Raw genomic sequence first — 7,201 nt, 5'->3', positions numbered from 1 at the left:
ATATGCCCACGCCGTGATCAATATGCGTAACATAATCTCCCGGCTGCAATTCGCGGAGAGCGCGAAGCGTAAGCGCCTTATTTTTATTATAGGCCTGCTTTACCCTGTATTTGTGGTAGCGTTGAAATATCTGGTGATCTGTATAGCAAACCACCTTAAGATCATGCGCAATAAATCCTCCATGAATGGAAATGGGTATAGGGGTGAACTGTATTTCTGCTTTCAGGTCTGCAAAAATGCTGTGCACTCTCTCAAGTTGCCGTGGATTTTCGGCAAAGAGATATATATGGTATTGTTTTGCCTCCCAGCTTTTAAGGTCCCTGATCAAAAAATCAAACTGCCGGTTAAAAGAAGGCTGTTCCCTGGTATCGAACGTTATTTCTATACCGCCGAAATGCGGTGTATGGCCAAACTCAACCATATGCCGCAATTGCAGTTGTTCTTCGATTGCAGCCACGGGTACAAAATCATCGCCGGTCACGTCTTTCTTCTCTAAATTGTCATCATCGTTCACTGGCTTTTTGGCCGTTTCCTGTACCCTGAAAAATATCTCAAGATCCTCTTCCTGGACATTCAGCTTTTCCTTTACCACATCCCAGTCCTGCACCCATATTGCGGTATTGTCCGGTAAAAATTCCAGCAAAGAAACTTTTTCTCCCGTATCAAACTGTGTTTCCACATTGGGAATGATCGTTACCTGCAACAGCTTTCTTTCGCTTAGCTGGGTTTCGGGATCAAATATCCGTATAGAATCCACGTCATTGCCAAACAATTCAATGCGGTAGGGCTTTTCATTGCCAAAAGAATAAATATCCAGTATACCTCCCCGCAGGGCAAACTGGCCGGGCTCATATACAAAGTCGGTTCTTTCAAAACCGTAATCCACAAACTGCGATAGCAGCTCACTTACATTGATGCTGTCGCCGGCTTTGATACGGATGATATTTCCCGACAGGGTTTTTGGCAGCACTACTTTTTCGAACAATGCTTCCGGGTAGGTAACAACAGCACCCACCCTGTTGCCTGTTGCAGTAGAAAAGCGGGTAAGCATCTCCGTACGTAACATTACGTGCGAAGCATTGAGCTGCCTGTAATTTTTCCTGTTCTTGAAAGAAGACGGAAAATAAAATGCGTTGAGCGCCGAAGTAAGGTTTTCTAATGTGTTGTGAAAATAAGCGGCTTCCTCCGCGTCATTCAATATCACCAGGTGGTTCAATTGCGAAGCCAGGTCATGGCGGAAAACAGATCCGAAAACAAACTGTGAGGCGCTGCCATTCAGGTTCTTTAGAAAAATACGCTGGGGTTTTGACAATACGAGCCTGTCCGCAATCTGAAAAATGCGGTTATCTTTCAAATACTCTTCGAGCAACACATTCAAATTCATCTTATATCAAATCCGCCCACACGCTATACTATTGCACGGGCATTGGTAAAGAGCTGCAAAGATAAGCGCTAAATTTAAGTTGTTCGCTTGTTCATTTTCTTCCGGGTGTTAAAGATGGTGAATATCTGTTGAGATAAGTAGTACTTCGGATTTTGCATGTCATGGTTGGAACGAACCAGCTGTATCCGCCATGTAAACTGGTTTTATTTGCCTTTTATTTCTTGTCACTTTTTTTGCGGAAAAAAGTAACCAAAAAAGCCCCGCCTGAAATGTCATTTTTAAGTTTCTGGGAAAAAACAATATTTAGTTAAAAGGTTTTCCTAAAACCATTTTGGCAAAATAATCGTCATCGCTATCCGTTACAACCAAAATTCCGACTTTGAAACAGCGTGCACTGAATAACACTATTCTTATTGTCATTATTTTCCTGTTTGGGCAGCAGGCTGCTGCCCAAATGATCACAGGCGTATGGCGCGGAAAGATCAACCGGCAAAAAGTTGAATTGAAGATCATACAAAAGGGAGACAGCCTCAGGGGCACGTCCTATTATTATCAGTCACCCAACCATTACCGGCGTTACAGTATTAAAGGTTTTTTTGATGAGCCCAATAATCTTGCTGTATGGTGGGATGATGAACTATTAGAAGAAAAAAGCGGAAGAGCAGGTATTGGTTCACCGGGTAAAGCAGCTTTGCATTCACAGGCCGATTTCAACTGTCCGGGTGAAGGCATTATGAAATTAGAAGGCGAAGCCGGTCCGAAAGAAGATGAAAGCAGGCCAAAAGGCGAAGTGCATTTAGATAAAACCAATAAGCCTTCTTTTTATGATGAATGGGATTTTGTGATCGAGAATTTTACCGCCGGCGCTAATGATCCGTATATCATTGACAGTGTTGGACTGATCGCAAGACAGCCGGTTCCGGTAATAGCAGAAGAACCCATGGCAATTACACCGCCTGTTATAAAAGAAAAGAGAAATCCCCCAGTAGTTGCAGTGCAGCCTAAGGCCCCACCGGTAAGCATAGCGGCACCGCTTACCATTGAACAGAAGTTTGCGCAACGCCAGAAAATACCTGTGTTGGAAATACCCGTAGCCGGCGATTCCATTGAACTGAATTTTTATGATAATGCCGAAATAGACGGCGATTCGATCACGCTCTTTTTAAATGACAGGCTTATTTTTCAACACATTTATCTTACCGATAAACCATTTACCGTAAAACTGCCGGCAAGCGAATTGCAACAAAGCAATGAACTGGTAATGGTGGCCGAAAACCTCGGCTCCATCCCGCCCAATACTTCTTTTATGGTTGCCTATATAGGTGAGAAGCGCTATGAGGCCCGGCTCGAAAGCAACGAAGGCAGCAGCGCGATGATACGGTTTGTGAAGGAGAGTGAGTAGTCAGTTGTGAATAGTGAGGGGTGAGTTGCAGGTTACAAGGTGCAGGGAAATTGTAACCTGAAACATGTAACCCGCTCACACCACCACATTGATCATCCTGTTCTTCACGTAAATGATCTTTTTAGGCGATTTGCCTTCCAGCCATTTCTGCACCACAGCATTGGCAAGCACCAGTGCTTCTACCTGCTGCCGGGTGGCCTCCAGCGCTATATTTATTTCCGTACGGGTTTTACCATTAATGGCAACCGGGTACGATTTGGAAGACTCTATTGTATATTTTTCTTCAAACACCGGGTAGGGAGCATCCAGCACGCTGCCGCTGTTGCCCAACTGCTGCCACAGCTCTTCCGCGATATGCGGTGCATAAGGCGTTAACAGCACCAGTATATTTTCAAGGATCGCTTTTTTATGACACTGCAAATCAGACAGCTCATTTACCGCGATCATAAAAGCGCTCACTGCCGTATTGAAAGAAAACCGTTCGGTATCTTCTTCCACTTTTTTAATGGTGCGATGCAATACTTTCAATTCTTCGGCAGTAGGTTGTTCATCTATCCACAATTTCCCTTTCTGCTCATCGTAAAACAGGCGCCATAGTTTTTTGAGGAAACGGTGTACGCCTTCAATGCCCTTGGTATCCCAGGGTTTGCTTTGCTCTACCGGGCCAAGGAACATTTCATACATGCGGAAGGTATCGGCGCCGTATTTAAAAACCAGTTCATCGGGATTCACCGTATTGAACTTTGATTTGGACATTTTTTCTACCTCCACGCCGCAGATGTACCTCCCATCTTCCAAAATGAATTCAGCGCTGGCATATTCCCCGTTGCGCCATCTTTTAAAAGCTTCAATATCCAATTCAACGCCATCTACAATGTTTACATCTACATGAATCGGAGAAAAATAGTCTTCCTTAAATCCATAAGAAGCGCGGTCGTTTATTGGTATATTCAAAATTTCCAAAATTTTTTCTGCAAACTTTGTATTGTCTATTACACCATCTATTCCTATGGATCTGCCCATTTTATTCTTTGAAACAAAAATCATTTTGTCTTTTACCTTAACTTCTTCTATACCTCCTTCGTCATCGAAATCACCCCGTCTAGTAAACTTTTCAATCCTGTATACAAACCGGCTGCTCCCCTGTATCATTCCCTGGTTCAACAATTTTTTAAACGGCTCATTAAAACCGATATAGCCGAGATCATACAATACTTTCGTCCACATGCGGCTGTACAGCAGGTGCCCGACGGCATGTTCGGTGCCACCGATATACAGGTCCACCTGGTTCCAGTAGTCGGAGGCTTTCCTGTCGCAGAAAGTCTTGTCGTTATGCGGATCCATATACCGCAAAAAATACCAGCTGCTGCCGGCATAACCGGGCATGGTATTGGTTTCCCTCACCCCCTCAGGCACGAGCGTCCATTCAGGAATATTCGCCAGCGGACCTTCACCTTCCGGCCCGGGCTTATACGATTCCACATGAGGCAGCTCCAACGGCAGCTCAGTTTCATCCAAAGGATAAGCAATGTTGTTTTTCCATACTATAGGGAAAGGCTCACCCCAGTACCGCTGGCGGCTGAACGCCGCATCCCTCATTTTGTAATTCACCTTTCGCACGCCTTCTTCATTGTCTTCCAGCCATTGTATCACTATTTCAGCGGCATCCTTCATGACCATACCATCCAAAAAGCCGCTGTTCTGCAATACCGCTTCTTTGGTAGGGTTGGCTTCTTCTCCGTTATAATAATCACCTATGATATTGGTAACGGGTATATTAAAATGCTTTGCAAATTTATGATCGCGTTCATCGCCGCAGGGCACGGCCATGATAGCGCCGGTACCATAGCCCGCCAATACATATTCACTGATCCAAACCGGGACCTGTTTCCCGCTTACGGGGTTAACAGCATAAGCGCCGGTAAAGCAGCCGGTGATCTTTTTTTCGGCCATGCGTTCCCGTTCGCTGCGGCTTTTTACATAAGCCACATATTCCTCCACCGCCGCTTTCTGCTCAGCCGTGGTTACCCGCTCCACCAATTCATGCTCCGGCGCCAGCACCATAAAATCCACCCAAAGATGGTGTCGGGCCTTGTTGTATAAACCCTCCCCCCCGCCTCTCCCTGCAAGGGAGAGGAGCCCCCGGCTGCAGCTATTTTTTGGGCATTTGTAGTTTTAATATGATCACAAGTATTTCTGATCATCTCAACCACATTCTCCACGCCAGTAATCACTTCCTCATTGCTGAACCTGAGGGTTGTAAAGCCAATCTTTTTTAATATTGCTTCCCGTTCTTTATCAAGCTGTATCTGTTCAGGTTTTTCATGATACCCACCATCTATTTCAACAACCAGCCAAACATCAAGGCATATAAAATCAACAATATAATTTTCAACCGGGTGCTGCCTTCTGAATTTATAACCAGTCGCTTTATTTTTCAAGGCTTTCCATAAGATACCTTCAGCTTCTGTAGGCGCTTTTCGCATCCGTTTTGCATTCTCAAAACCCAATACACTATCAACTTTATACTTCGCATATCCAAACCCAGGAACACTTTCTTTACCCTGCGCTTGGTTCTCCGCTCCAATCTCCTCCTTTTCCTCTCCCCTGCGGGGAGAGATAGAGAGGGGAAATTTGATCTCCGCCCCGCTGCTTTTGCCGATCCAGTTGGTCTGCATTTCTTTCATGGCATCGCTCCACTCCAGGGTATCAAGATCGCCCTGCAGGCGGTCGGCATATTCCGTTATCCGCAAATACCACTGCCGTAATTTTTTCTTTACCACCGGGTAACCCCCGCGTTCACTTACCCCGTTTATAACTTCATCATTGGCCAGTACCGTTCCCAGGGCCTCGCACCAGTTCACCTCACCATAGCCGCAATACGCCAATCGGTATTCCATCAGGATGGACTGCCGGGTAGCTTCAACAAATGCCTTCCAGTCGGAAGATGAAAAGATTTGAAATTTCAAATTTGAAATTTCAAATTTCTGGTCAGGCAGGGGATGATTAACATTTCCTTCCGTTTCAAAAATTTTAACCAGCTCATCTATGCTTTCTGCTTTTTGGGTGCTCCTGTTGTACCAGCTTTTAAACAATTGCAAAAAGATCCATTGTGTCCACCTGTAATATGAGGGATCGCTGGTACGGATCTCCCGGCTCCAGTCGTAACAAAACCCGATATTGTCTAACTGCTTCCTGAACGTATTGATATTATTTTCGGTTGATACCGCCGGGTGGATGCCATGCTCAATAGCATATTGTTCGGCAGGCAGCCCGAATGCATCATAACCCATAGGATGCAATACATTAAAGCCTTTCAGTCGTTTGTAGCGCGCATAAATATCACTGGCAATATACCCCAGGGGATGGCCCACATGCAAGCCCGCACCACTCGGATAGGGAAACATGTCTAATACATAATACCTGGGCCGGAAAGCATCGTTGCTTACTTTATATATCCCTTCCGCCTTCCATTGCTGCTGCCAGTGTTGCTCTATTGACCTGAAATTGTATTCCATAATGTTAAAAATCCCTTATCGCGCAAAGTAAATGGCTGCCGTAAAAAATATTCAATTCGGCCAGCCGTTAAGTGGGGGGCAAATTTACGGAATGCAGCTATAAAACCGTTATTTTTGCCGGACCCAGACCATCGCTACTTTTGTAGTAATAAAACAGAAAGTTGCATTATGTTTGAAAGATGAAGGCGAAGACTGCTTTTCTCGTCATACAAAATGCCCCAGTTTACAGAACTTAATTAATCCTGTTTCAATGATTGAAATCAGCAAAACTTCCATGAGAAGGAGCAAACCTTCTTATTTCTTTAGTATCCTTGGTGTGGCTTCACTGCTCATTCTGGTAGGTATCCTGGGCTGGTTTGTAATTAACGGGAGCAAGCTCGAGCGCTATTTTCGCGGAAGCGTGCAGGTGCAGGTATACCTGCGTGAAAATGCCCCCCAGGAAGATATTGACAGCTTGATATCCTATATCAGGGCAAAACCTTATGCCTCAGCGGCAGAGCATGTTACCAAAGAAATGGCCAGGGATAAATTTATTAAAGAAGGCAATGAAGACTGGAATAAAGTACTGGACTACAATCCCCTGCCGGCGAGCATCGACTTTAACCTTAAGTCGGAATACGTAAACAAAGATACCCTTACCAATATAACGGCAGATCTTTCACAAAACATCATTGTGAGCGATATCAGGTACCCCGATGAAGTAGTGAGCAACCTCAATAATGTAGTGCGCAAAGTGGGCTGGGTTTTGCTGGGTGCTGTAACCTTATTGGGCATACTGGTCATCATCCTCATTGATAATACCATTAAGCTGGCAATGTTCAGCAACCGGTTCCTGATCAAAACCATGCAAATGGTAGGCGCTACCCGCTGGTTCATTTCCAAGCCTTTTGATCTGAA

General features: G+C 44.9%; 5 protein-coding genes. 2 read left to right on the top strand and 3 right to left on the bottom strand.

Features of this window, described 5'->3' with window-relative positions; translation table 11 throughout:
* Positions 1 to 1,384, bottom strand: a 1,384-nt coding sequence (locus PLH26_RS18445) for a transcription-repair coupling factor family protein (RefSeq protein ID WP_502876412.1), incomplete at its 3' end; no start/stop codon positions are given.
* 379 nt (positions 1,385 to 1,763) lie between these two features.
* On the opposite strand from PLH26_RS18445, the gene PLH26_RS18440 reads away from it, so the two are divergent.
* Complete coding sequence (locus PLH26_RS18440; RefSeq protein WP_324587501.1) at positions 1,764 to 2,786, top strand: hypothetical protein; 1,023 nt, start codon at positions 1,764 to 1,766, stop codon at positions 2,784 to 2,786.
* A 75-nt stretch (positions 2,787 to 2,861) separates the two neighbouring features.
* Here the strand turns inward: PLH26_RS18440 and PLH26_RS18435 are convergent, their stop codons facing one another.
* A complete protein-coding gene (locus tag PLH26_RS18435) occupies positions 2,862 to 4,850 on the bottom strand; it encodes a class I tRNA ligase family protein (protein WP_502876413.1) in 1,989 nt (662 codons plus the stop codon).
* On the bottom strand, positions 4,811 to 6,304 hold the full coding sequence (locus PLH26_RS21840) for an endonuclease domain-containing protein (RefSeq protein WP_502876411.1): 1,494 nt from the start codon (positions 6,302 to 6,304) through the stop codon (positions 4,811 to 4,813). Before PLH26_RS21840 ends, PLH26_RS18435 begins: the two co-directional genes overlap by 40 nt.
* A gap of 250 nt (positions 6,305 to 6,554) precedes the next feature.
* Here PLH26_RS21840 and PLH26_RS18420 point away from each other — a divergent pair.
* Positions 6,555 to 7,201 (top strand): cell division protein FtsX (locus PLH26_RS18420; protein WP_324587500.1); only part of this gene is annotated, 647 nt, incomplete at its 3' end.

The sequence above is a fragment of the Agriterribacter sp. genome, from assembly GCF_035444585.1.
Taxonomy (GTDB): Bacteria; Bacteroidota; Bacteroidia; order Chitinophagales; family Chitinophagaceae; genus Agriterribacter.
Note: the sequence above shows the minus strand (reverse complement) of the source record. Positions and strands in the feature narration are given on the sequence as shown.

What these genes read in the sequence shown, in the direction of transcription:
- PLH26_RS18435 (WP_502876413.1), bottom strand. Translation starts at nt 4,850, where the DNA reads ATGGTGCTGGCGCCGGAGCATGAATTGGTGGAGCGGGTAACCACGGCT.
- PLH26_RS21840 (WP_502876411.1), bottom strand. Translation starts at nt 6,304, where the DNA reads ATGGAATACAATTTCAGGTCAATAGAGCAACACTGGCAGCAGCAATGG.